General features: G+C 72.7%; 23 protein-coding genes and 1 pseudogene. 2 read left to right on the top strand and 22 right to left on the bottom strand.

Annotation, left to right across the window (positions count from 1 at the left end; all coding sequences use genetic code 11):
* Positions 1-53: 53 nt before the first annotated feature.
* The 12 genes from coaBC to pyrR all read right to left on the bottom strand — a co-directional run bounded on the left by coaBC (position 54) and on the right by pyrR (position 13,538).
* Positions 54-1,262 (bottom strand): bifunctional phosphopantothenoylcysteine decarboxylase/phosphopantothenate--cysteine ligase CoaBC, encoded by a 1,209-nt coding sequence (gene coaBC / locus O7634_RS21035; protein ID WP_278151824.1) that lies wholly within the window; start codon positions 1,260-1,262, stop codon positions 54-56.
* A 14-nt stretch (positions 1,263-1,276) separates the two neighbouring features.
* A complete protein-coding gene (gene rpoZ, locus O7634_RS21030; protein WP_030335666.1) occupies positions 1,277-1,540 on the bottom strand; it encodes a DNA-directed RNA polymerase subunit omega in 264 nt (87 codons plus the stop codon).
* A 64-nt stretch (positions 1,541-1,604) separates the two neighbouring features.
* Positions 1,605-2,138 carry a guanylate kinase gene (locus tag O7634_RS21025; protein WP_278151823.1) on the bottom strand — a complete coding sequence of 178 codons (534 nt, stop codon included), beginning with the start codon at positions 2,136-2,138 and terminating at the stop codon, positions 1,605-1,607.
* Positions 2,139-2,163: 25 nt separating this feature from the next.
* On the bottom strand, positions 2,164-2,481 hold the full coding sequence (gene mihF, locus O7634_RS21020; RefSeq protein WP_030335662.1) for an integration host factor, actinobacterial type: 318 nt from the start codon (positions 2,479-2,481) through the stop codon (positions 2,164-2,166).
* Positions 2,482-2,659: 178 nt separating this feature from the next.
* Positions 2,660-3,496, bottom strand: a complete 837-nt coding sequence (gene pyrF / locus O7634_RS21015; protein WP_278151822.1) for an orotidine-5'-phosphate decarboxylase — start codon at positions 3,494-3,496, stop codon at positions 2,660-2,662.
* A gap of 74 nt (positions 3,497-3,570) precedes the next feature.
* The gene (locus O7634_RS21010) at positions 3,571-4,845 is read right to left on the bottom strand and encodes an adenosylmethionine--8-amino-7-oxononanoate transaminase (protein ID WP_278151821.1); all 1,275 of its coding nucleotides are present in this window, start codon (positions 4,843-4,845) and stop codon (positions 3,571-3,573) included.
* A gap of 306 nt (positions 4,846-5,151) precedes the next feature.
* Positions 5,152-6,198, bottom strand: a complete 1,047-nt coding sequence (locus tag O7634_RS21005) for a quinone-dependent dihydroorotate dehydrogenase (protein ID WP_278151820.1) — start codon at positions 6,196-6,198, stop codon at positions 5,152-5,154.
* The gene (gene carB / locus O7634_RS21000) at positions 6,195-9,542 is read right to left on the bottom strand and encodes a carbamoyl-phosphate synthase large subunit (protein ID WP_278151819.1); all 3,348 of its coding nucleotides are present in this window, start codon (positions 9,540-9,542) and stop codon (positions 6,195-6,197) included. The genes O7634_RS21005 and carB overlap by 4 nt, the downstream gene beginning before the upstream one ends.
* Positions 9,535-10,698, bottom strand: coding sequence for a glutamine-hydrolyzing carbamoyl-phosphate synthase small subunit (gene carA, locus O7634_RS20995; RefSeq protein ID WP_278151818.1), 1,164 nt, complete (start codon positions 10,696-10,698; stop codon positions 9,535-9,537). The genes carB and carA overlap by 8 nt, the downstream gene beginning before the upstream one ends.
* Positions 10,695-11,972, bottom strand: a complete 1,278-nt coding sequence (locus O7634_RS20990; protein WP_278151817.1) for a dihydroorotase — start codon at positions 11,970-11,972, stop codon at positions 10,695-10,697. Before O7634_RS20990 ends, carA begins: the two co-directional genes overlap by 4 nt.
* The gene (locus tag O7634_RS20985) at positions 11,969-12,895 is read right to left on the bottom strand and encodes an aspartate carbamoyltransferase catalytic subunit (RefSeq protein WP_278151816.1); all 927 of its coding nucleotides are present in this window, start codon (positions 12,893-12,895) and stop codon (positions 11,969-11,971) included. Before O7634_RS20985 ends, O7634_RS20990 begins: the two co-directional genes overlap by 4 nt.
* A gap of 61 nt (positions 12,896-12,956) precedes the next feature.
* A complete protein-coding gene (gene pyrR / locus O7634_RS20980) occupies positions 12,957-13,538 on the bottom strand; it encodes a bifunctional pyr operon transcriptional regulator/uracil phosphoribosyltransferase PyrR (RefSeq protein ID WP_278151815.1) in 582 nt (193 codons plus the stop codon).
* Positions 13,539-13,823: 285 nt separating this feature from the next.
* Between pyrR and O7634_RS20975 the strand changes: the two genes are divergently transcribed.
* Positions 13,824-14,312: a transcriptional regulator gene (locus O7634_RS20975; protein ID WP_007458348.1), complete on the top strand. Its 489-nt coding sequence runs from the start codon at positions 13,824-13,826 to the stop codon at positions 14,310-14,312.
* A 118-nt stretch (positions 14,313-14,430) separates the two neighbouring features.
* On the opposite strand, the gene nusB is transcribed toward O7634_RS20975, so the two are convergent.
* From nusB to O7634_RS20950, 5 genes and pseudogenes are all read right to left on the bottom strand, one after another.
* Positions 14,431-14,841, bottom strand: a complete 411-nt coding sequence (gene nusB, locus O7634_RS20970; RefSeq protein WP_278154035.1) for a transcription antitermination factor NusB — start codon at positions 14,839-14,841, stop codon at positions 14,431-14,433.
* A gap of 23 nt (positions 14,842-14,864) precedes the next feature.
* Positions 14,865-15,422 (bottom strand): elongation factor P, encoded by a 558-nt coding sequence (efp, locus tag O7634_RS20965; protein ID WP_203150565.1) that lies wholly within the window; start codon positions 15,420-15,422, stop codon positions 14,865-14,867.
* 86 nt (positions 15,423-15,508) lie between these two features.
* On the bottom strand, positions 15,509-15,934 hold the full coding sequence (aroQ, locus tag O7634_RS20960) for a type II 3-dehydroquinate dehydratase (RefSeq protein ID WP_278151814.1): 426 nt from the start codon (positions 15,932-15,934) through the stop codon (positions 15,509-15,511).
* Positions 15,934-17,010 carry a 3-dehydroquinate synthase gene (gene aroB / locus O7634_RS20955; protein WP_278151813.1) on the bottom strand — a complete coding sequence of 359 codons (1,077 nt, stop codon included), beginning with the start codon at positions 17,008-17,010 and terminating at the stop codon, positions 15,934-15,936. Before aroB ends, aroQ begins: the two co-directional genes overlap by 1 nt.
* A gap of 10 nt (positions 17,011-17,020) precedes the next feature.
* Positions 17,021-18,018, bottom strand: a pseudogene (locus O7634_RS20950) (YafY family protein).
* Between the two features lie 79 nt (positions 18,019-18,097).
* Between O7634_RS20950 and O7634_RS20945 the strand changes: the two are divergent.
* Positions 18,098-18,826 (top strand): alpha/beta hydrolase, encoded by a 729-nt coding sequence (locus O7634_RS20945; RefSeq protein ID WP_278151812.1) that lies wholly within the window; start codon positions 18,098-18,100, stop codon positions 18,824-18,826.
* Between the two features lie 96 nt (positions 18,827-18,922).
* Here the strand turns inward: O7634_RS20945 and O7634_RS20940 are convergent, their stop codons facing one another.
* From O7634_RS20940 to O7634_RS20920, 5 genes are all read right to left on the bottom strand, one after another.
* Complete coding sequence (locus O7634_RS20940) at positions 18,923-19,426, bottom strand: shikimate kinase (RefSeq protein WP_278151811.1); 504 nt, start codon at positions 19,424-19,426, stop codon at positions 18,923-18,925.
* The gene (gene aroC / locus O7634_RS20935) at positions 19,426-20,604 is read right to left on the bottom strand and encodes a chorismate synthase (RefSeq protein ID WP_278151810.1); all 1,179 of its coding nucleotides are present in this window, start codon (positions 20,602-20,604) and stop codon (positions 19,426-19,428) included. The genes O7634_RS20940 and aroC overlap by 1 nt, the downstream gene beginning before the upstream one ends.
* Before the next feature lie 105 nt (positions 20,605-20,709).
* Positions 20,710-21,633, bottom strand: coding sequence for a glycosyltransferase family 2 protein (locus O7634_RS20930; RefSeq protein WP_278151809.1), 924 nt, complete (start codon positions 21,631-21,633; stop codon positions 20,710-20,712).
* Positions 21,630-22,298, bottom strand: coding sequence for a glycosyltransferase (locus O7634_RS20925; RefSeq protein WP_278151808.1), 669 nt, complete (start codon positions 22,296-22,298; stop codon positions 21,630-21,632). The genes O7634_RS20930 and O7634_RS20925 overlap by 4 nt, the downstream gene beginning before the upstream one ends.
* Complete coding sequence (locus tag O7634_RS20920; protein ID WP_278151807.1) at positions 22,295-22,786, bottom strand: UDP-N-acetylglucosamine--LPS N-acetylglucosamine transferase; 492 nt, start codon at positions 22,784-22,786, stop codon at positions 22,295-22,297. Before O7634_RS20920 ends, O7634_RS20925 begins: the two co-directional genes overlap by 4 nt.
* Positions 22,787-22,793 lie beyond the last annotated feature (7 nt).

The raw sequence follows: 22,793 nt of genomic DNA, 5'->3' as shown, positions 1-22,793 counted from the left end.
GTGTAGTCACCACCGTGGCCGGTGAGGGGATAGGTCGCAATCTTTGACACCCATCAGGACCGTTCGGGCAGCCGCGCCACGACGAGATCCCACACGGCGTCGGCGACCGACTCCTTGGCCTGCTCGGGCAGCCGGTTGACAGCGCCGTCAGCGGCGATGACGGTCACGGTGTTGGTGTCGGCGCCGAAGACCTTGTCCACGCCGACCTCATTGATCACGATGAGGTCGGCCCGCTTGCGGGCGAGCTTGGCGCGGCCGTTGGCCTCCGCGTCGCCGGTCTCGGCCGCGAACACCACGAGCAGTTGCTCCGGTCGTTTGCGCTGGCCCAGCTCCGCCGCGATGTCCGGATTGGTGACGAGCGCGATGGTGGGCGCGACGCCGTCGTCCGCCTTTTTGATCTTGCCGGGGGCGTACGTCGCGGGGCGGAAGTCGGCCGGAGCCGCCGCCATCACCACGGCGTCGGCCTCGACGGCGGCCTTCAGCGTGGCCTCCCGCAGCTCGGCGGTGGTGCCCACCCGGACTAGGTCGACGCCGGCCGGGTCGGCGAGACCGACGTTGGCCGCGATCAGGGTGACCCGGGCGCCCCGGGCGACCGCCGACCGGGCGAACGCGTACCCCTGCTTGCCGGAGGAGCGGTTGCCGAGGAACCGCACCGGGTCCAGCGGTTCGCGGGTGCCGCCGGCGGTGACCACCACCCGGCGCCCGGCCAGGTCGGCGGGGGCGGCGGCGCCCCGGGCCAGGAGCTGGCGGGCGACGGCGAAGATCTCCCCCGGATCGGGCAGCCGACCCTTGCCGGTGTCGGCGCCGGTGAGCCGGCCGACAGCGGGGTCGAGGACCAGGACGCCCCGGGCGCGCAGCGTGGCGACGTTGGCGACGGTGGCCGGGTGCTCCCACATCTCGGTGTGCATGGCCGGCGCCAGCAGCACCGGGCAGCGGGCGGTCAGCAGGGTGTTGGTCAGCAGGTCGTCGGCGAGCCCGTGCGCGGCCTTGGCGAGCAGGTCGGTGGTGGTCGGCGCGACCACCACGAGGTCTGCCTGCTTGCCGAGCCGGACGTGTGGCACCTCGTGGACGTCGGTCCAGACGTCGTCGGCGACCGGCTGACCGGAGAGCGCGGCCCAGGTCGGCGCTCCGACGAAGCGGAGCGCCGACGCGGTCGGCACGACCCGGACCCGGTGACCCGATTCGGTGAAGAGCCGCAGCAGTTCACACGCCTTGTAGGCGGCGATGCCGCCGCCGACCCCGAGGACGATCGAGGCGGACATCGGCGAGCGGAGGCTTACGGCTGGTCGGTCGGCTCAGCGGTGAGCAGGCCGGAGTTGATCTCGCGCATGGCGATCGAGAGCGGCTTCTCCTGCGGAGTGGTCTCGACGAGCGGACCGACGTACTCCAGCAGGCCCTCACCGAGCTGGCTGTAGTAGGCGTTGACCTGGCGCGCGCGCTTGGCGGCGAAGATGACCAGCGCGTACTTCGACGTCGTCTTCTCGAGGAGCTCGTCGATCGGCGGGTTGGTGATGCCTTCGGGGTTGGCGATGGATCCCACGAATTAACCTCTGCGTCTTTCGAGCCGCGCGGACGCGGTGCTGAGTCTCAACGGCGGTCGACCGTCAGCCACGCACGCGCGACCAGGCCGGATCCGGATAAGAAGAACCGAGTAAGCCTACCAGCTCATCGGCCACCCGCTCGGTGTGGTCGTGGGTCAGCGTGTGCGTGAAGCCCGCCGCCACCCGGACGTCCGGCGCGTACCCGGGTGGGCTCAGCAGCACCAGCCGGGCATCGGGCAGCCGGGCCCGGATCAGCGGGGCGCCGGGCAGGTCGAGCGGGAGCAGCACCGGCTGGCCGGCGTCGAGCCGGGCCCGCAGCGGTGGAAGAGGGGTGCCCCGGCGGTACGAACCGATTCGAGACCATTCCAGCAGCTCGCCGTCGACGAGCCGTCGATCGAACTCTGCGGAGGCGAGGAAGACCCGGTCGACCCCGTCGACCTCCGACTCCCGGCGCGGTCTCGTGGTGGCCGTGACCGGGATCCACACGGACGGAGAACGCGCCCGGACGCGCTCGACGACACTCTCCCTGCCGGAACCCGAAGGTCCAGCCAGGACAGTGAGCCGAGCCGCCGGGCGCGTCTCGCCATCCGTGCTCACTGCTTGTTTCTACACGCTGCCACTGTCAGTTGGCGGCGAACTCTCCAAGCAGTGCCTTGCGCTGCTGCTCGCCGAGGCCACGCAGGCGACGGCTGTCGGCGATCTTGAGCTTCTCCATGATCTGGGTGGCCCGGATCTTGCCGATGCCCGGCATGGCCTGCAGCACGGCCGACACCTTGAGCTTGCCGACGACATCGTCGCTCTCGGCGCGCTCGAGGACAGCACCGAGGGTGGTCTTGCCCTGCTTGAGCTGCTCCTTCAGCTGAGCACGGGCCTTGCGGATCTCCGCGGCCTTCTCGAGCGCGGCAGCGCGTTGTTCGGGGGTCAGTGACGGGAGCGGCACCAGTTCTCCTCAGGTCCCTATCGCGGCGGGCGGGGCGCGCCGCCGCATCTGTGAAACGTGGTGTCGCTGTGAACCAAGGGGTCCATGGTTCCCAGCGCGGGGAAAACTAGCGGCCAACGGAGCTTTCGGCAACGTGGGGGCCGCATGATCACCGTAGAGTGACCGACCCGTCAGTCAGTCACCGGGCAGGCAGAACGGCGCGGCAGTCGGCGAGGACGCGGTCCGCGGCGGCTCGCAGGGCGGCGACGTCGGGGCCCGCCGAGAGCACCTCCCGGGAGTACGACGGGAGCACCGAGGAGAGGCTCGATCCGAAGACGCCACGCAGATCGGCCGCCCCGGCACCCTGCGCGCCGAGGCCCGGAGCGAGCAGTGGACCCCCCACCCCGGAGAGGTCGTGACCGGTGTCACCGATGGTCGCGCCGACCACCAGACCGAAGCTTCCGAGGGGTGCAGCACCCCTGTTGAGCTGGGAAATCTCGTCGATCACGGTTTGCGCGACGGTGCGACCGTCGGCGGTGACCGCCCGCTGCACGCCGGCGCCCTCGGGGTTGGAGGTGAGCGCCAGCACGAACACGCCGCCGCCGTGCGCGGCGGCCAGCTCGAACATCGGCGCCAGCGAACCTACTCCGAGGTAGGGGCTCGCGGTGACCGCGTCGACATACATGGGGCTCGATGGATCGAGGTACGCGGAGGCGTACGCGCTCACCGTCGAGCCGATGTCGCCACGCTTGACGTCGAGCAGAACGAGCGAGCCGGCATCCCGTAACTGTCGGATAGTTGACTCAAGAATCGCCACGCCTCGGGATCCGAACCGCTCGAAAAAGGCCGACTGAGGCTTGACCACCGCAACCCGGTCACCGAGGGCTTCCACGACGGTTCGGCTGAACCGGTCGATCCCCTCGACGTCGTCCGGAAGGCCCCAGCGGTCCAGCAGACCGGGATGGGGGTCGATGCCCACGCAGAGCGGCCCCCGCTCGACGACCGCCCGGTGCAGCCGGGTCCCGAAGCTCTCCATCGCCAGTGTTCCCCTCTCCTCGTCCGGGCGGCTGTTCCGCCCGGGTACCCGTCCGCCCCTGTGACCGGGCCGCCTCAGCCGGCCGTCACCGCCGCCGTCACCCCGGCCGCGATCCGGGCCAGGTCGACGTCGTCGGTGACGTACGGCGGCATGGTGTAGATCAGGTCGCGGAACGGACGCAGCCACACCCCCTGCTCGACCGCTGCCGCGGTGGCCGCGCCCAGGTCGACCTCGTGGTCGAGTTGGACAACGCCGATCGCGCCGAGCACCCGTACGTCGCGCACGCCCGGCGCGCCGCGCAGGGGCTCCAGGCCGGCGCGCAGGCCGGCGCTGATCCCGGCCACCCGTGTCGACCAGTCCCCGTCCCGCAGCAGCCCGATGGAGGCGTTCGCCACGGCACAGGCCAACGGGTTGCCCATGAAGGTGGGCCCGTGGGCCAGCACACCCGCCGCGGAGATGCCCCGGGCGATCTCCGGGGTGCAGAGGGTCGCCGCGAGCGTCAGGTAGCCGCCGGTGAGGGCCTTGCCCACGCACAGCACGTCCGGCGTCACCCCGGCGTGCTCGGCCGCGAACAGCGCACCGGTTCGGCCGAACCCGGTGGCGATCTCGTCGAAGATCAGCAGCACCCCGTTGGCCCGGGTCACCTCACGCAGCACCCGCAGGTAGCCCGGATGGTGGAAGCGCATCCCACCGGCGCCCTGCACGACCGGCTCCACGATCACCGCGGCCAGCTCGTCGGCGTGCCGCTCGATGGTCTCCAACAGCGCCGCCACGTACGCGTCCTCGGGCGGATCGGTGAAGCCGCCCGGCGGCGCCGGGGCGAACACCTGCCGGGGCAGGACGTCGCTCCACAGGTGGTGCATCCCGCCCTCCGGGTCGCAGACGCTCATCGGGTGGAACGTGTCGCCGTGGTAGCCGCCCCGCCAGGTCGCCAGGCGGCGGCGCTGTGGGCGCCCGACGGCCCGCTGGTACTGCAGGCACATCTTCACCGCCACCTCGACACCGACCGAGCCGGAGTCGGCCAGGAACACGTGCTCCAGCCCTTCCGGGGTCAGCTCGACGAGGGTCTGGGCCAACCGCACCGCGGGCTCGTGGGTGAGCCCGCCGAACATCACGTGGCTCATCCGGCCGAGCTGGTCGGTCACCGCCGCGTCCAGCACCGGGTGGCGGTAGCCGTGGATCGCCGCCCACCAGGAGGACATCCCGTCCACCAGCTCGCGCCCGTCGGCCAGCCGCAGGCGTACGCCCTCGGCGTCGCGCACCACGTACGGCGTGTTGGACGGCGGCAACGCCGCGTACGGATGCCAGACGTGGGCACGGTCGGCGGCCAGGATCTCCTCGGGTGTCACGCGTCACTCCTCTGTCCCTCGAACGGTCCGGTCGGCGGCCGTGCCGCGAACGGATCGGAGCACCCCGCCGCCCCGTCACCGCCTCCCCGGCACTCCCCGCCCCCGCCGCCCTTTGCTCTGCACCCACGGAGGCGACACCCGGTGGCCGGAGGCCACGCTCGGTGGCCGGAGGCCACGCTCGGGCGCCGGACCAGGGTGGTGCGCCGGTGGGTGCAGAGCAAAGGGACAGCGGTGGGCGTGGGCTTCCCGGCGCGGGTCCGGCCCGGCACCCGCATCGCGCCGGGCCGGCACCCACGCCGGGGTCGGTCACCGTCCGGCGACCGGGTCCGGCGCCGTAGCGGTGACCGTCGCGCGGGCGGCGGCGCGGACCAGGGCCGGGCCCCGGTAGATGAAGCCGGTGTAGAGCTGCACCAGGGCGGCGCCGGCGTCGAACATCCGCGCCGCGTCGTCCGGGTCCAGCACCCCACCGACACCGATGATCGGCAACCGGCCGCCGGTCTCCCGGTGGACGAACGCGACCACCTCGCGCGCACGTGCGGTGAGCGGCCGACCGGAGAGCCCACCGGCCTCGGCGCCGCGCTCGGTGTCCGCCGCGGCCAGTCCGGTGCGGGCCAGCGTGGTGTTGGTGGCGATCACCCCGGCGGCGCCCCGGGCCAGACAGACCTCCAACAGCTCGGCGATCGCCGCCTCGGTCAGGTCCGGCGCGATCTTGACCAGCACCGGTTTCTCCCCCACCAGCGCGTCGAGCAGCGCGTCGAGGTGCGCCCGGTCCTGCAACGAACGCAGGCCCGGGGTGTTCGGGGAGGACACGTTCACCGCGAAGTAGTCGCCGTGCCCGCGCAGCGCCCGGTACGAGGCGAGGTAGTCCTCCACCGCCTGGTCGAGCGGGGTGACCTTGGACTTGCCCAGCGAGATCCCCAGCGGCACCCCGAGCGGACGGGGCAGCGCCGCCAGCCGGGCGGCCAGCGCCTCGGCCCCGGCGTTGTTGAAGCCCATCCGGTTGACCACCGCCTCGTTCGCCGGCAGGCGGAACAGCCGGGGCCGGGGGTTGCCCGGCTGGGCGTGCGCGGTGACCGTGCCGACCTCCACGAAGCCGAAGCCCAGCGCCGGCCAGGCCGGCAACGCCGCGCCGTCCTTGTCCATCCCGGCCGCCAGCCCGACCGGGTTGGGGAAGCGCACACCGAACACCGTGCGCGGCGCCTGGACCGCGTACCGGGCCCGCAGCGCGGCCAGCGCCACCGGATTCGTCGACACCGTGGCCAACCGCCGCAGGGTCCACTCGTGCGCCGCCTCGGCGTCCCCACCGCCGAGGCGGAACAACCACGGCCGTACCGCCCGCTCGAACAGCGTCACTGCGCCGCCCGCAGGGTGGCGTGCAGGTCCTGGAGCGGGCGAACCTGCATGTCGCCCCGGATCCGCGCCTCGATGCCCATCACGGCCGCGGCGGCGCCGGGGACCGTGGTGATGCAGGGGATGTCCGCGGTGACCGCCGCGCTGCGGATCTCGTAACCGTCGGACCGCGCGCTGGCGCCCGAACCCTGCGGTGTGTTGATCACCAGTGCCACCTGACCACCGCCGATCAGCGACACCGCGTCGTCGCCCGCACCGGCCTGGTAGTGCTTGCGGATCTGCTCGCAGGCAATGCCGTGCCGGCGCAGCACCTCGGCCGTGCCGGCGGTGGCGACGATCTCGAAGCCCAGATCCGCCAGCCGCTTGATCGGAAAGATCATGCCGCGCTTGTCCCGGTTGGCCACCGAGACGAAGATCTTCCCGGCGGTCGGCAGCGAACCGTACGCGGCCGACTGGCTCTTCGCGAAGGCGTGCCCGAAGTTGGTGTCGATGCCCATCACCTCGCCGGTCGACTTCATCTCCGGCCCGAGCAGCGAGTCGATGCCCTTGCCGGCGCGGGTCCGGAAGCGCTTGAACGGCAGCACCGCCTCCTTGACCGCGATCGGCGCGTCGGCGGGCATGGTGCCGCCGTCGCCCGTCGGCGGCAGCAGACCCTCGGTGCGCAGCTCGGCGATGCTCGCGCCGAGCGCGATCCGGGCCGCCGCCTTGGCCAGCGGCACCGCCGTCGCCTTGGAGACGAACGGGACGGTCCGCGAGGCGCGCGGGTTGGCCTCCAGCACGTAGAGCACGTCGTCCTTGAGGGCGTACTGCACGTTGAGCAGCCCCCGCACGCCGACGCCACGGGCGATGGCCTCGGTGTAGCGGCGCACCTCCGCCAGGTGCGAACCCGCCAGGGTGATCGGCGGGAGCGCGCAGGACGAGTCGCCGGAATGGATGCCGGCCTCCTCGATGTGCTCCATCACGCCGCCGATGTAGACCTCGCCGGCGGCGTCGCAGAGGGCGTCCACGTCGATCTCGATGGCGTCGTCGAGGAACCGGTCCACCAGCACCGGGTGGTCCGGGGAGATGTCGGTGGCCCGGCCGATGTAGTCGCGCAGCGTCGGGTCGTCGTAGACGATCTCCATGCCGCGCCCGCCCAGCACGTACGACGGCCGGACCAGCACCGGGTAGCCGATCTCGTCGGCGATCGTCTTGGCCTCGTCGTAGGAGGTGGCCATGCCGTGCGCCGGCGCCCGCAGCCCGGCGCGGGCCAGCACCGCGCCGAACGCGCCGCGCTCCTCGGCCAGGTGGATCGACTCCGGCGAGGTGCCGACGATCGGCACACCGGCGTCCTTCAGCCGCTGCGCCAGCCCCAGCGGGGTCTGCCCGCCGAGCTGCACGACGACCCCGACGACACCCGGCCCGCCGGCCGCCCGGCCGGACGAGTCCTCGGCGTGCCAGACCTCCAGGACGTCCTCGAAGGTCAGCGGCTCGAAGTAGAGCCGGTCGGCGGTGTCGTAGTCGGTGGAGACCGTCTCCGGGTTGCAGTTGACCATCACGGTCTCGTAGCCGGCCGCCCGCAGCGCCTGCACCGCGTGCACACACGAGTAGTCGAACTCGATGCCCTGCCCGATCCGGTTCGGCCCGGAGCCGAGGATCAGCACCTTCGGCCGATCCGACGGCACGACCTCGGTCTCCAGGTCGTACGACGAGTAGTGGTAAGGAGTGGTCGCCTCGAACTCGGCCGCGCAGGTGTCCACCGTCTTGTAGACCGGGCGCACGTCCAGGCGGTGCCGCAGGGTCCGTACGCCGTCCTCGGCGGCCAGCTCCGGGCGCAGCGCGGCGAGCTGCCGGTCGGACAGGCCGGCCCGCTTGGCGCGGCGCAGCAGATCGGCGTCGAGCACCGGCGCGTCCACGATCTCCGCGCGCAGCTCGATCAGCGCGGTGATCTGGTCCAGGAACCACGGGTCGATCCCGCCGGACGCCTCGGCGACCTCGGCGATCGACGCGCCGAGACGCAGCGCCCGCTCCACCGTGTACAGCCGGCGGTCGTGCGGGATCCGCAGGGCGGCCAGAGTGTCCGCGAGCGTGACGCCCTCCGGGTCGGGCTGCGTCCAGAAACCAGATGATTGGGTTTCCATCGAGCGCATCGCCTTGTTCAGCGCCTCGGTGAAGTTGCGCCCGAGGCTCATCGCCTCACCCACCGACTTCATGGTGGTGGTCAGCTCCGGGTCCGCGCCGGGGAACTTCTCGAACGCGAACCGGGGGATCTTCACCACCACGTAGTCGAGGGTCGGCTCGAACGCCGCCGGGGTCTTCAGCGTGATGTCGTTGGGAATCTCGTCGAGGGTGTAGCCGATGGCCAGCTTCGCGGCGATCTTCGCGATCGGGAAGCCGGTCGCCTTGGACGCCAACGCCGAGGAGCGCGACACCCGGGGGTTCATCTCGATCACGACGATCCGGCCGTCCACCGGGTTCACCGCGAACTGGATGTTGCAGCCGCCGGTGTCCACCCCGACCTCGCGCAGCACGGCGATGCCGAGGTCGCGCAGGCGCTGGTACTCCCGGTCGGTGAGCGTCATGGCCGGGGCGACGGTGACGCTGTCGCCGGTGTGCACGCCCATCGGGTCGAGGTTCTCGATCGAGCAGACCACCACCACGTTGTCGTGCCGGTCGCGCATCAGCTCGAGTTCGTACTCCTTCCAGCCGAGCACGCTCTCCTCGATGAGCACCTCGTGCACCGGGCTCGCGGCCAGGCCGTCACCGGCGATGCGCGTCAGGTCCTCCGGCGTGTGCGCCATGCCGGAACCCAGACCGCCCATGGTGAACGACGGCCGGATCACCACCGGCAGGCCCAGCTCGGCGACCGTCGCCTCCACCTCGTCCATCGAGTGGCAGACCCGCGAGCGGGGCGTCAGCGTGCTCGGGTCGTCGATGCCGAGGCGGACCCCGGCCTTGGCGACGATGTCCTTGAACAGCTGCCGGTCCTCGCCGCGGTTGATCGCCTCGATGTTCGCGCCGATCAGCTCCACGCCGTACTTGTCCAGGACACCGTTCTCGTGCAGGGCGACCGCCGTGTTCAGGGCGGTCTGCCCGCCGAGGGTGGGCAGGATCGCGTCCGGGCGCTCCTTGGCGATGACCAGCTCGACGAACTCCGGGGTGATCGGCTCGACGTAGGTCGCGTCGGCGAACTCCGGGTCGGTCATGATCGTCGCCGGGTTGGAGTTGACCAGGCTGACCCGGATCCCCTCGCTGCGCAGCACCCGACAGGCCTGGGTGCCGGAGTAGTCGAACTCGCAGGCCTGCCCGATGACGATCGGCCCGGAGCCGATCACGAGGATGTGCTTGAGGTCGGTCCGCTTAGGCATTGCTGCGCCCCTCGCTGTGCTGCCGGCCTTCGATCAGCTCGGCGAATCGGTCGAAGAGGTAGTCCGCGTCGTGTGGGCCCGCCGCCGCCTCCGGGTGGTACTGGACGGTGAAGGCGGGCACGTCGACGGCCCGCAGCCCCTCGACCACGTTGTCATTGAGGCAGACGTGGGACACCCGTACGCCGCCGAAGTCGGTGTCGATCACCTGGTCCGGGACGACGGCGCCGACGCCCGAACCAGGCACCTGCACCGCGAAGCCGTGGTTGTGGCTGGTCACCTCGACCTTGCCGGTGGCCCGGTCGAGCACCGGCTGGTTGATCCCCCGGTGCCCGTAGCCCAGCTTGTAGGTGCCGAAGCCGAGCGCCCGGCCGAGGATCTGGCTGCCGAAGCAGATGCCGAACAGCGGCACCCGCCGGCGCAGCGCCTCGCGGGCCACCGCCACCGGCGCGTCCGCGGTGGCCGGGTCACCGGGGCCGGGCGACAGGAAGATCGCGTCGGCGCCGGTGGCGAGCAACTGCTCGATGCTCGACGACGCCGGCAGCACGTGGGTCGTCACCCCGCGCGCGGCCAGGCGGCGCGGCACGTTGCGCTTGATGCCCAGGTCCAGCGCCGCCACCGTGAACCGGTGCGCGCCCTCGGCCTCGACGACGTACGGCTCGGCGGTGCTCACCTCGGCGGACAGGTCCGCCCCGACCATCTGCGGTGCCTGGCGCACACGGGTGAGCAGGCTCTGCGGGTCGGTGTCGACGCTGGAGATGCCCACCCGCATGGCGCCCCGCTCGCGCAGGTGCCGGGTCAGCGCCCGGGTGTCCACCCCGCTGATGCCCACCACGCCCTCGGTGGCGAGGCGGTCCTCGAGGCCGCCGGTGGCCCGCCAGTTGGAGCCGATCCGGGCCGGGTCGCGGACGACGTAGCCCGCCACCCAGATCCGGCCGGACTCGTCGTCCTCGCCGTTGACGCCGGTGTTGCCGATGTGCGGCGCGGTCTGCACCACCACCTGGCGGTGGTAGGACGGGTCGGTCAGCGTCTCCTGGTAACCGGTCATGCCGGTGGTGAAGACCGCCTCGCCGAAGGTCTCCCCCACACTGCCGTACGCCTCGCCGGGGAACGTGCGCCCGTCCTCGAGCACGAGGATCGCGGGTCTGCGCTTGCTCACTTGATGGCCTTTCCGTCCAGGACCGTCGGCTCGCCGCGCAGGAAGGTCGCCACGATGCGACCTGGCAGCGTCATGCGGGCGTACGGGGTGTTGCGGCTGCGGCTGGCCAGCTCCGCCGGCTCGATGGTGCGGCGGGCGGCCGGGTCGATCAGGGTCAGGTTGGCCGGCACGCCCGGGGCGGGGTCGACGCCGTGTCCGGTGAGTCCGGCGATCCGCGCTGGCGTGCGGGACATCCGCTCGGCGATCAGGTCCCACTCCGGGCCGAGCACGTCCAGCGCGATGGAGAGGGCCGTCTCCAGACCGAGCATCCCCGGCCGGGCGTACGCCCACTCGCACTCCTTGTCCTCCACGGCGTGCGGGGCGTGGTCGGTGGCGATGACGTCGATGACGCCCTCGGCGAGCGCGGCGCGCAGCGCGGTGATGTCGGTGGCCGTACGCAACGGGGGGTTGACCTTGAAGACCGGGTCGTAGGTCGCCGCGCGCTCGTCGGTGAGCAGCAGGTGGTGGGGCGTCACCTCGGCGGTGACGCGTACCCCTCGGGCCTTGGCCTGGCGCAGCACCTCGACGCTGCCGGCGGTGGAGACGTGGCAGACGTGCAGTCGGCTGCCCACGTGCTCGGCGAGCAGCACGTCCCGGGCGATGATCGCCTCCTCGGCGACCGCCGGCCAGCCGATCAGGCCGAGCCGGGTGGAAACCTCGCCCTCGTGCATCTGGGCGCCCTCGGTGAGCCGGGGCTCCTCGGCGTGCTGGGCGATGATGCCGTCGAACGCCTTGACGTACTCCAGCGCCCGGCGCATCAGCAACGGGTCGGCAACGCAGTGCCCGTCGTCGGAGAAGATCCGCACCCGGGCCGCCGAGTCGGCCATCGCGCCCAGCTCGGCCAGCCGCTCGCCGGCCAGGCCGACGGTGACCGCGCCGATCGGCTGCACGTCGACCAGGCCGGCCTCCCGGCCCAGTCGCCAGACCTGCTCGACCACCCCGGCGGTGTCCGCCACCGGGGAGGTGTTGGCCATCGCGCACACCGCCGTGTAGCCGCCCAGGGCCGCCGCCCGGGAGCCGGACTCGACGGTCTCGGCGTCCTCCCGGCCGGGCTCACGCAGGTGGGTGTGCAGGTCGACGAGGCCGGGCAGGGCGACCAGCCCGGCGCCGTCGACGACCGTGGCGTCCGGCGCGGACAGGCCGGGTCCGACCTCGGTGACCACGCCGTCGCGGATCAGCAGGTCGGTCGGCGCGGCGCCGACGACGCTCACGCTGGTGATCAGGTACGCGGTCACCGGTTGTTCCCTCCGAGCAGCAGGTAAAGGACAGCCATCCGCACGGAGACCCCGTTGGTGACCTGTTCGACGATGGTGGAGCGGGGTGAGTCGGCGACCTCGGGGGTGATCTCCATCCCCCGGTTCATCGGGCCGGGGTGCATGACGATCGCGTGCTCGGGCAGCCGGCGCATCCGCGGGCCGTCCAGGCCGTAGCGGCGGGCGTACTCCCGGGCGGAGGGGAAGTAGGAGTCGTTCATCCGTTCCCGTTGCACCCGCAGCATCATCACCACGTCCACGTTCGGCAGCACCGCGTCGAGGTCGTAGGAGACGTCGGTGCCGGGGGCGAGGGCGCCCGCGATGTCGACCGGGATCAGCGTCGGCGGGCCGACCAGGGTGACCTTGGCGCCGAGGGTGGTCAGCAGCAGCACGTTGGAGCGGGCCACCCGGGAGTGCAGCACGTCCCCGACCACCGCCACCGACAGGCCGGCGAGCCGGCCCAACCGCGACCGCATGGTGTACGCGTCCAGGAGCGCCTGGGTGGGGTGCTCGTGGGTGCCGTCACCGGCGTTCACGATCGACCCGTCCACCCAGTTCGCCAGCCGGTGCGGCGCCCCCGAGGCGGGGTGCCGGACGACGACGGCGTCGGCGCCCATGGCCTGCAGGGTCAGCGCGGTGTCCTTCAGGCTCTCGCCCTTGGCGACGCTGGACCCCTTCGCGGAAAAGTTGATCACGTCGGCGCTGAGGCGCTTCGCCGCCGCCTCGAAGGAGATCCGGGTGCGGGTCGAGTCCTCGTAGAAGAGGTTCACCACCGTCCGGCCCCGCAGCGCGGGCAGCTTCTTGATCTCGCGGCCGGCGACGGTGGCCATCTCCGCGGCGGTGTCCAGGATCTCGGTGGCGGTGTCGGCGTCCAGGTCCCCGCCGGAGAGCAGATGCTTGATCATGAGAGCTGCGCCTGCCTTTCGTTCACGACCGCGGGGCTCCGCTGCGCTGCACTCCTCGCGCTCACCCCGCACCCCCGTACAGCTTGACCTCGTCCGTCCCGTCGACCTCGGCGAGCGTCACCTTGACGCTCTCGGCGAGCGAGGTCGGGATGTTCTTGCCGACGTAGTCGGCCCGGATCGGCAGCTCCCGGTGGCCCCTGTCGACCAGGACGGCGAGCTGCACCGACGCGGGACGGCCCACGTCGTTGAGCGCGTCGAGCGCGGCCCGGACGGTGCGGCCGGAGAAGAGCACGTCGTCGACCAGGACGACCCGCCTGCCGTCGATGCCACCGGGGGGCAGCTCGGTCGGACCCACCGCGCGGGTGGCGTGCCGACGGAGGTCGTCGCGGTAGAGGGTGATGTCGAGCACACCGACCGGAACGTCGATGCCCTCGAAGGTGCTGATCCGGTCGGCGAGCCGCCGGGCGAGGGGGGTGCCCCTGGTGGGAATCCCGAGAAGCACCGTGTTGTCGGCGCCCTGGGTCTTCTCCAGGATCTGGTGGGCGATGCGGTCGACCACGCGCTGCACGTCGGCGCTGGCGAGAATCACCTTCACCGAGGGTTGTCGCGGTGGTGACGAGCGGGCAGCCGGTGGGTAGGCCACGGCGGACCTCCTTCCCCGCCTCACGGGACGGGTCGTTAAAGGATGTCGGGCACCTCGGCGGGCCGCGTGAGCGACCGAGCCGGGCTTCACGCCACGTTACCAGTGGTCACCGGGCCGACGGACGGCGGCCGCTGACCACCGGGTCAGCACCACGAAAAGGCGATAACTTCCTGGACGCTCCTCAACGGTAGGGTCACGACCACTTGACCAGGTGTCGCATTCCCCGTACCGTCACGCTCCGTAGCGATCGACGGGAGAACCCCGAGCAGCACTGGGAGTGTCCGAATGCCCTCTGAATACGCCAAGTCTCTGGGCGCCCGCCTGCGCTCCATCCGCCAGCAGCAGGGTCTCTCCCTGCAGGGTGTGGAGGAGAAGTCGAACGGGCGGTGGAAGGCCGTGGTGGTCGGCTCGTACGAGCGTGGCGACCGGGCCGTGACGGTGTCCCGTCTGGCCGAGTTGGCCGAGTTCTACCGCGTTCCCGTCTCGGAGTTGCTGCCCGACGGCAGCGGCGTCCGGCACGAGCCCACCAGCAAGATCGTCCTGGACCTGGAGCGGCTCTACGACGAGGCCTCCGAGGACCTCGCCTACGTCGCCCGCTATGCCCGCGCCATCCAGCAGCAGCGCGGCGACTACAACGGCCGGGTGCTCTCCATCCGCGCCGACGACCTGCGGGCGCTCGCGATCGTCTACGACGCCTCGCCGTCGGGCCTGATCGAGCGGCTCACCGAGCACGGCGTGCTGGTCGCCGACCCCCGGGCGTTCTTCGCCTCCTGAGCTGTCGCAGCACCGCGAAGGGCCCGTGCCGGACGGCACGGGCCCTTCGCGCTGTGCGGCCTCGGACGCGGTGCGGCGTCGCGGACGCGGTGCGGCGTCCGGCGGCGCAGCGGACGCGTCAGCGGGTGGCGTACTCGGCGATCCGGCCGAGGACCCCGTTGAGGAAGCGCGGCGAGTCGTCTGTCGACATCTGCCGGGCCAGCTCCACGGCCTCGCTGATCGCCACCGCGTCGTCGATCTCGTCCACGTAGAGCAGCTCGTAGACGGCGATCCGGGCCAGGTTGCGGTCCACGACCGGCATCCGCTCCAGGGTCCACCCCTCGGCGTAGCTGGCGATCAGCTCGTCGATCCGGTCGAGCTGCTCGGCGACACCCTCGACCAGGCTCACCGCGTAACCCAGGTGCTCCGGTCGGGGTTGCTCGATCCGCTGCACGTAGCCGGCGAGCACCTCCACCGGGGGCCTGTCGCGCAGGTCGGCCTCGTAGAGGACATCCAGCGCCCGCTTGCGCGCCTTGCGGCGCGCCGGCATCTGCTGCTTGGCGCCCTCAGCCATCAGGCGCGGCCGAGGTAACGGCCGTCGCGGGTGTCGACCTTGATCTTCTCGCCGGTGGTGATGAACAGCGGCACCGGCACTGTGGCGCCGGTCTCCACGGTCGCCGGCTTGGTGCCGCCGGTCGAACGGTCGCCCTGCAGGCCCGGCTCGGTGTAGGTGACCTCCAGCACGACGCTGGTGGGCAGCTCGATGTAGAGCGGCACACCCTCGTGCTGGGCGACGGTCGCCTCCGCCTCGGGCAGCAGGTAGTTGGCCGCCTCGCCGACGGTGCCGCCGGAGACGGTGATCTGGTCGAAGGTCTCCAGATCCATGAAGACGAAATCTTCACCGTCGGCGTAGAGGTATTGCATGGTGCGCTTGTCCACGGTCGCGGTCTCGACCTTGGTGCCCGCGTTGAAGGTCTTGTCGACCACCTTCCCGGACAGCACGTTCTTCAGCGTGGTGCGCACGAAGGCGCCACCCTTACCGGGCTTGACGTGCTGGAACTCGACGACGGACCAGAGCTCGCCGTCCAGGTTGAGTACCAGGCCGTTTTTGAGGTCGTTGGTGGAGGCCATTTCCTGCCTTGATCATCAATTGGCGGACAGACCTGGCAAGTCTACAAGCTGCGTCGAATCGGCCCGCCCCCGCTCGGGGCGGGCCCTCAGCGGGTGGCCAGATGGTGCAGGGCGAGACGGTAGCCGTCGATGCCGAGGCCGCAGATCACCCCGGTCGCCACCGCCGACACCACCGAGTGGTGCCGGAACTCCTCGCGGGCGTGGATGTTGGACAGGTGCACCTCGACCAGCGGCCCGCGCAGCATGGCGCAGGCGTCGCGCACCGCGTACGAGTAGTGCGACCAGGCGGCCGGGTTGAGCACCACCGCCGCGCCCTCGTCCGCCGCCGCGTGCAACCACCCCAGCAGCTCGTGCTCGGCGTCGGTCTGCCGGACCGTCACCTCCAGCCCCAGCTCCCGCCCCGTGGCCTCGCAGAGCGCCACCAGATCGGCGTAGGTGGTCGCGCCGTACACCTCGGGCTCCCGGGTGCCCAGCCGGCCCAGGTTCGGCCCGTTCAGGACGTAGACCCGCATCAGGCGCACACCTCGCGGTAGGCCGCCTCGAGCAGCGCGTCGTCCGGGCCCTCCAGCATGGCCGGGCGGGCCAGACCGTCGAGCACCACGAAACGCAGCCGGCTGCCCCGGGCCTTCTTGTCCACCCGCATGGTGGCCAGCAGCTGGGGCCACGCGTCGGCGGGGTAGCTCACCGGGAGGTCCAGCGCGCGCAACGTGCTGCGGTGCCGGTCGGCGGTCGGCGCGTCCAGCCGCCCGGCGAGCCGGGCCAGCGCGGCGGCGTACACCAGGCCGACGGAGACGGCGTGACCGTGCCGCCAGCGGTAACCCTCGCGCTGCTCGATGGCGTGCGCCAGGGTGTGCCCGTAGTTGAGCACCTCCCGCACGCCCGACTCGCGCAGGTCGCCGGCGACCACGTCGGCCTTCACCCGGATCGCCCGCTCGATCAGCTCCCGGCTGACCGGCCCACGCGCGTCGGTGGCGGCGGCCGGATCGCGCTCGACGAGGTCCAGGATCGCCGGGTCGGCGATGAACCCGCACTTGACGACCTCGGCCAACCCGGCCGCCAGGTCGACCGCCGGCAGGCTGTCCAGCGTGGCCAGGTCGGCCAGCACGCCGACCGGCGGGTGGAACGCGCCCACCAGGTTCTTGCCGGCGGCCGTGTTGATGCCGGTCTTGCCGCCCACCGCGGCGTCCACCATGCCCAGCAGCGAGGTCGCCACCGGCACCCAGCGCACCCCGCGCAGCCAGCAGGCCGCGACGAAGCCGGCCAGGTCGGTCACCGCGCCGCCACCCACGCCGACCACCGCGTCGGTACGGGTGAAGCCGGCCGCGCCCAGCCGGTCCCAGCAGGCGGCGGCCACGTCGATGTGCTTGCCCGACTCGGCGTCGGGCACCTCGATCGGCGACGGCTCGACGCCGGCCGCGCGCAACCGCTCGCCGAGCCCGTCCGCGAGCGCCTTGAGCGGAGGCGTGTGCAGCACCGCCGCCCGGGTCGCGCCGGGCAACAGGCCGGGCAGCGCGCCCAGCAGGTCACGCCCCACCAAGACGTCGTACGGCCGCTCGCCGCCGACCGGAATCCGGGTCACCTCGTCCATCGCCGGCAGCCTAGTCCAGTGGACGGCGCGGCGAGGGCGGCTGTCCACCTGCTGACCGCACCGCCCAGTCCGCCAGCCGGCGGGCGTGCGCGGCCACCTCGGCACGCAGCGCGTCCGGTTGCCGCACCGTGAACGGGCAGCCGAGGCCGGCGAGCAGCACGGCCATCCCGGGCAGGCTCTCCGCGCGGGCCCGCAGCAGCACCCCGTCGACGTCGGCGGTCAGCTCGGCCACGCTGGGCGGGACCCGGCGACGGGCGGCGACCAGGTCGGTCTCCAGCAGCACCTCCACCTCGTGCCGGTACGGCACTGTCGCCAACGACCGGGTCACCCAGGCCACCGCGTCGAAGCCGTCCGGCACGACGAACGTCGCACCACCGGCGGTCACCGCGTCGATCCGGTCCAGCCGGAAGGTGCGTACCTCTCCCCTGCGGTGATCGTGGCCGGTGACGTACCACCGGCCGGCGTGGAAGACCAGCCCGTACGGGTCGAGATCCCGGTGCGACCGCTCGCCCCGCCAGGAGCTGTAGTCCATCGTCACCCGCCGCCGGTGGTGTGCGGCCGAGGCGAGGACGAGCAGGGTGCCCGACGCCGGGCCGCGCTCTCTCGCGGTGGGACGCAGGGTGAAGCCCAGGTGCTCCTGGACGGCGGCCAGCCGGTCGGCCAGCGCCGCCGGCAGCACCCGGCGGATCTTCGCGAGCGCGGTGGCGGTGGCCGGCTGCTCGGTGGCGAGCCCGACCCGCTCGGCCACGATCGGGCCGAGCAGAACTGCCACCGCCTCGTCGTCGGTGAGCATCAGCGGCGGCAGCTTGTAGCCGGAGCGTAGCCGGTAACCGCCGTGGCGCCCCGGTCGGCGGTGACCGGGATGCCCACCTCGACCAGGGCCGTGACGTAGCGGCGCACAGTGCGCTCGTCGACGCCGAGGTGGGCGGCGAGTTCGGTGGCGGTCGAGCGGTGCCGGGTCTGCAGCAGTTCGAGCAGGGCCAGCAACCGACCGGCGGGATGTGACACGGGCCACTCCTTCAAACCGGGCGGAAACTGCCCGGATTCGATCGTACGGTCGGTCCAGAACCGAGTGAAGGAGCGATCGATGGCGACTTTCGTGCTGGTACCGGGCTTCTGGCTGGGCGCCTGGGCGTGGCGGGACGTGACCGCCACCCTGCGCGGGCAGGGCCACGAGGTGTACCCGATGACGCTGACCGGGCTGGCCGAGCGCGACCACCTGGCCGGGCCGCAGGTGAGCCTGGAGACCCACACCACCGACATCGTGCGGCTGATCGAGGTCGAGGACCTCCGCGACGTCCTGCTGGTGGGTCACTCCGGCGGCGGCCTGCCGGTCGCCCAGGCGGCGGACCGGGTCCCGGACCGGATCGCCCGGGTCATCTACGTGGAGAGCGGGCCGTTGCCGGACGGCACCGCGCAGTTCGACACGCTGCCGCCCGAGGAACAGCAGCGGCTGCGCGCCGTGATCGGCGACGGGCACCTGCTGCCACCGCCGGCCTGGGATCCGGCGGCCGACCCGACGAACCTGGCCGGGCTGGACGAGCCGACGCTGGCGCTGCTGCGGTCCCGCGGCACGCCCCAGCCGCTGCGCACCGCCACCGATCCGGTACGACGCGCCGGCGGCCGGCCGGTGCCCACCGCCCTGGTGGCCAGCACCTTCCCGCTCACCGTGGTCCGCGACATGATCGCCCAGCGGCACCCGTTCTTCACCGGCCTGGCCGACGGCCCGTTGCACGAGTTGCCCACCGGCCACTGGCCGATGCTCAGCGAGCCGAAGGCGCTGGCCGACGTCCTCGACCTGGTCGCCCGAGCCTGACACCCGCGATCTTGCAGTTCCGGTTGCCGTAATGCGGCACATGCCCCGTTGTGTCGGGGCAGAAACTACAAGATCGCGCGGAAGGGTGGGTGCGGGTCAGCGCGGGAGGAGGGCGGTGATCTCGTCGACGACCTCTGCGGGGGTGCGGCCGTCGGTGACCACCGTCTCGGTGGCCACCTCCGCGTAGAGGGGGCGGCGCTGGTCCAGCAGGTGTTTGAGGGTGGCCCTCGGGTTGATCGCCAGCAGCGGCCGGCCGGCGCCGAGCCCGACCCGCTTCACCGCGTCGGGCAGCTCGACCGAGAGGTGCACCACGCGGTGCCCGACGAGCGCGGCCCGCGTCTCCTCGGCCAGCACCGCGCCGCCGCCGAGGGCGAGCACGCCGCTGCCGCCCGCCAGCGCCGCCGCCACCGCAGCCCGCTCCAGGGTACGGAAGTGCGCCTCGCCCTCGTCGATGAAGATCTCCGGGATCGGCTTGCCGGCCATCTGCTCGATGTCGATGTCGGTGTCGCGGAACTCCACCCCGAGGGCGGTGGCGAGGGCCCGTCCGACGGTGGTCTTGCCGCAGCCCGGCGCGCCGACCAACACGACGACCGGCGCCATCAGCGAATGACCAGCGCGTCGAGGTAGCCGGCCAGGTTGCGGCGGATCTCGGCGACCGAGTCGCCGCCGAACTTCTCGGTGGCCGCCTCGGCGAGCACCAGCGCCACCATCGCCTCGGCGACCACCGCCGCGGCGGGCACCGCGCAGACGTCGGAGCGCTGGTTGATCGCGGTGGCCGGCTCGCCGGTGGCCACGTCCACAGTGGAGAGGGCCCGGTTCAGCGAAGAGATCGGCTTCATCGCGGCGCGCACCCGCAGCGGCTCGCCGGTGGTGATGCCACCCTCCAGCCCGCCGGCCCGGTCGGTGACCCGCCGGACGCCGGTGGCCGACGGGATGATCTCGTCGTGCGCCTCGGAGCCACGGGAGCGGGCCTGCTGCCAGCCGTCGCCGATCTCCACCCCCTTGATCGCCTGGATGGACATCAGGGCGGTGGCCAGCCGGGCGTCGAGCTTGCGGTCCCACTGCACGTGGCTGCCCAGGCCGGGCGGCACCCCGTACGCCAGCACCTCGACCACGCCGCCCAGGGTGTCGGCGGCCTTCTTCGCGGCGTCGACCTCGGCGACCATCAGGGCGCTGGCCTCCGGGTCGAGGCAGCGCAGCGGGTCGGCGTCGATGCGGGCGGCGTCGGACGGGGTCGGGCGCAGCCCGGGCTTGGCCGCCACCGGACCCAGCTCGATGACGTGCGAGACGATCTCGACGCCGAGCGCCTGCCGGATCAGCGCCTTGGCGACGGTGCCGACGGCGACGCGGGCGGCGGTCTCCCGGGCGCTGGCGCGCTCCAGGATCGGCCGGGCGTCGGTGTGGCCGTACTTCTGCATGCCGGCCAGGTCGGCGTGGCCCGGCCGGGGGCGGGTCAGCGGGGCGTTGCGGGCCTGCCGGGCCAGCTCGTCGGCGTCCACCGGGTCGGCGGCCATGACGGTCTGCCACTTGGGCCACTCGGAGTTGCCCACCCGGATCGCCACCGGGCTGCCCAGGGTGACGCCGTGCCGCAGCCCGCCCAGCAGCTCGACCTCGTCCCGCTCGAACGACATCCGGGCGCCGCGACCGTAGCCCAGCCGGCGACGGGCCAGCTCGTCGGCGATCTCGGTGGTGGTCACCTCGATGCCGGCCGGCACCCCCTCCAGCATCGCGACGAGGGCGGGGCCGTGCGATTCACCTGCAGTCAACCAACGCAACACAGCGGACAGTCTGTCACGGCCCGCCATCGACCCGACACACTGCCCGCCGCGTCCCGCCCAGCGGACGCCGCCGTCCGGACACCGGCCGGCGGCGGCGACCGCCGGTCAGATTCCCCGACCCCGCTTGTGCAGGGTGCGCAGCACCGCGTCGGCCCGGACCACCCGGCCGGCGACGGCGAGCGCGAGGTAGGCGCGCGGCTCGCGGGGGTTGCTCCGCAGCGTACGGCGGGCCCAGCGCACCGCGCCCCGACGGTCGCCGGAGGCGGCGCGGGCGAAAGCGATCTGCCCGGCCACCCGAGCCTCGCCCGCCGGTTGGCCGGCGAACTCCGGATAGCGTCGCAGCAGCCACTGCAACGCCTCGGAGATGGTGTCCCAGCGCTGCGCGAAGTACGACCGCTTGTGCCAGCGCACCAGCACCGACGGCGTCCGCAGGTTGATCAGCGGCGCGCTGCGGGCGGCCCGGAGCAGGAACTCGTAGTCCTCCGCGTAGCTGCCCGGGATCTCCTCGTCGACCAGCCCGAACCCGTCCCGCAAAGCGCTCGCGCGGATCAGGAATGTCGACGGGTGCAGCTCGGTCATCCGGTCGCGCAGCAGGTCGTCCAGGGTGATCCGGTCCTTCTCCAGCACCCGGTCGACGGTGTGCCCGTCGTAGCTCACCCGGATGCCGCAGCAGACGAACTCGGCCGAGGGCTCGGCGGCCAGCGCGTCGACCTGGGCGGCCAGCTTGCCGGGCAGCCACTCGTCGTCGTCGTCGCAGAACGCGACGAGCTCACCCGTGGCCGCGACGGTGCCGCTGTTGCGCGCGCCGGCCAGCCCCGGTGTCCGCCCGTTGCGGATCACCCGCACCGTACGGGTCGGGCCGCCGCCCAACTCGGTCAGCGACTCGTCGGGGGTGGACTGGTCGAACACCACCACCGCCTCGATCGGGCCCGGGTACTCCTGCGCCAGGATCGCGCGGACCGCGGACCGCAGCAGCTCGGGGCGGTCCCGGGTGGGCACCACGACGCTGACGCTCGGCTGCGGGGTCATCGGGTCTCCTTCGCTCCGGAGCGGGACCAGGCCCGCCACCGGCGTGGGCGCGGGGTGGAGCGGGCCACCAGGTCGTCGACGATCTGCCCGACCCGGGCCACCGCCGCCCGTCGGGCCTCGTGCGCCTGCGGGTCGGCGGCCACCGCGTACCGGGACGGGTCGGCCGACCCGGCGGCCAGGGCGTCGTAGAGCGCCTCCCGGGTCTCGCAGAGCACCACCAGCCCGGCGGCGCCGAGCCGGCGGGCGAAGAGGAGCTGGTGATCGTCGACGTGCTCCCCACGGGTCGGGTCGCGGGGCACCACGATGGGCAGGTGGCCGTGCCGGCGGGCCTCCAGGATGGTCGCCGGGCCACCGTGGCAGACCACCAGGTCCGCCTCGGCCATCGCCTGCTGCAACGCGTCGTGGCCGAGGAACGGCACCGCGCCGGGCAGCGCGGGCGCGGCCGTGTGCCCGTGCTGCAGGGTCAGCCCGACCGGTTCGGTGGCCTGCGCGTGCCACTGCGCCAACCAGTCCACGAGCCGGTCGAACCGGTGCTTGTCGGTGCCGACCGCGACCAGCACCCGGAGCTGGGCGACCGCCGAGCTGTCGCGCTGACGGGGCAGGCGGCCCGCCCCGGTGGCCGGCCAGGGCTGGGAACGCCGGGCGGTGCCCGTCTCCCCGCTCACAGCAGCGTCCCGACGACTGTCGCCTCGGGGTACTGCCGGCGCTGCTCGTCCCACTGCACGAGCATCGCGGAGAGGAACGGCCGACAGAGCCGGGCGGTCAACGTCGGGGTGTCGATCCGGTCGTACACCTCGATGTAGACGGTCGGGATGCGCCGCAGCCGGGCCAGCACCACGAACGGAACGGCCACGCCGGCGCCGGTGGTGACCACCGCGGCGACCCGCCGCGCCCGCAGCACCCGCCAGGCCAGCAGCGCGTTGCGCAGCAGGTTCGGCACGTTGCGGGTGGTCGGGTGGTGCGCCGGCACCAGGTCCTCACCGTCCAGCAGGGACACCGCCTCCGGGGTGTCGAAGGTGACCCAGCAACGTCGCCACTGTTCGTACCAGGGCCGCAGGGCCAGGAGTTGGGCCAGGTGGCCGCCGCTGGAGCCGACCAGCAGCAGCACCGGGGCCGCACCGTCGTCGTTCTTCGTGTCCACGCGACTCCCCACAAGTTCG

The sequence above is a fragment of the Micromonospora sp. WMMD1120 genome, from assembly GCF_029626235.1.
Taxonomy (GTDB): Bacteria; Actinomycetota; Actinomycetes; order Mycobacteriales; family Micromonosporaceae; genus Micromonospora.
Note: the sequence above shows the minus strand (reverse complement) of the source record. Positions and strands in the feature narration are given on the sequence as shown.